Source organism: Pseudomonas sp. EGD-AK9, assembly GCF_000465935.2.
Lineage (GTDB): Bacteria > Pseudomonadota > Gammaproteobacteria > Pseudomonadales > Pseudomonadaceae > Aquipseudomonas.
The window spans coordinates 1-860 of record NZ_AVOF01000692.1 but is presented as its reverse complement, the minus strand read 5'-3'; the positions used below and the strand labels follow the sequence as shown (position 1 = coordinate 860).

Sequence of the window (860 nt, the reverse complement as noted above, 5' to 3'; positions counted from 1 at the left end):
CTCGGCGGCGGCGCGGGCGGCGTGGCGGGCTCGCTGGCGCAGGCGCCGAGCAGGCCGGTGAGGATCAGGGCAAGCAGCGGCAGGGATAGGTCATGGCGTCTTCTGCTGTTCGGGCGGGCGTCTATATAGCCTAAAGCACCTGGCTTGTCTTGCCGCTTCGATGCGCTACCATGGCGCCTTTGCCGCCACCTGCCAGCGCCTGCCATGCATTGTCCATTCTGCGCCGCCAACGACACCAAGGTCATCGATTCGCGTCTGGTCGCCGAGGGCGATCAGGTGCGCCGTCGCCGCGAATGCGTGGCCTGCGGCGAACGCTTCACCACCTTCGAGACCGCCGAACTGGTGATGCCGCGCCTGATCAAGCAGGACGGCAGCCGCCAGCCGTTCGACGAGGACAAGCTGCGTGCCGGCATGCAGCGCGCGCTGGAGAAGCGCCCGGTGAGCGTCGAGCGCCTCGAGGAAGCCATCGCCCGCATCAAGCAGCAATTGCGCGCCACCGGCGAGCGCGAGGTGAAGTCCCTGGTGCTCGGCGAGCTGGTGATGGGCGAGCTGCGCAAGCTCGACGAGGTCGCCTACATCCGTTTCGCCTCGGTGTACCGGCGTTTCCAGGATCTCAACGAGTTCCGCGAAGAGATCGAGCGCCTCTCTCGCGAGCCGTCGAAAGCCCGATGAGCGCGCACGACCACGCCTTCATGGCGCGCGCCCTGCAGCTGGCGCGCAAGGGCCTGTACTCCACCCATCCCAATCCGCGGGTCGGCTGCGTCATCGTGCGTGACGGGCGCATCGTCGGCGAAGGCTGGCATGCCCGTGCCGGCGAGCCGCACGCCGAGGTGCACGCCCTGCGCCAGGCCGCCGAGCTG

The 860-nt window shown here is 68.7% G+C and carries 1 protein-coding gene and 1 pseudogene; both read left to right on the top strand.

Annotated features, from left to right (window positions below; translation table 11 throughout):
- Window positions 1-204: 204 nt before the first annotated feature.
- Window positions 205-672: a transcriptional regulator NrdR gene (nrdR, locus tag N878_RS22935; RefSeq protein WP_021445840.1), complete on the top strand. Its 468-nt coding sequence runs from the start codon at window positions 205-207 to the stop codon at window positions 670-672.
- Window positions 669-860, top strand: a pseudogene (locus N878_RS22930) (riboflavin biosynthesis protein RibD); the annotation flags it as partial. The gene nrdR and the pseudogene N878_RS22930, both read left to right, overlap by 4 nt.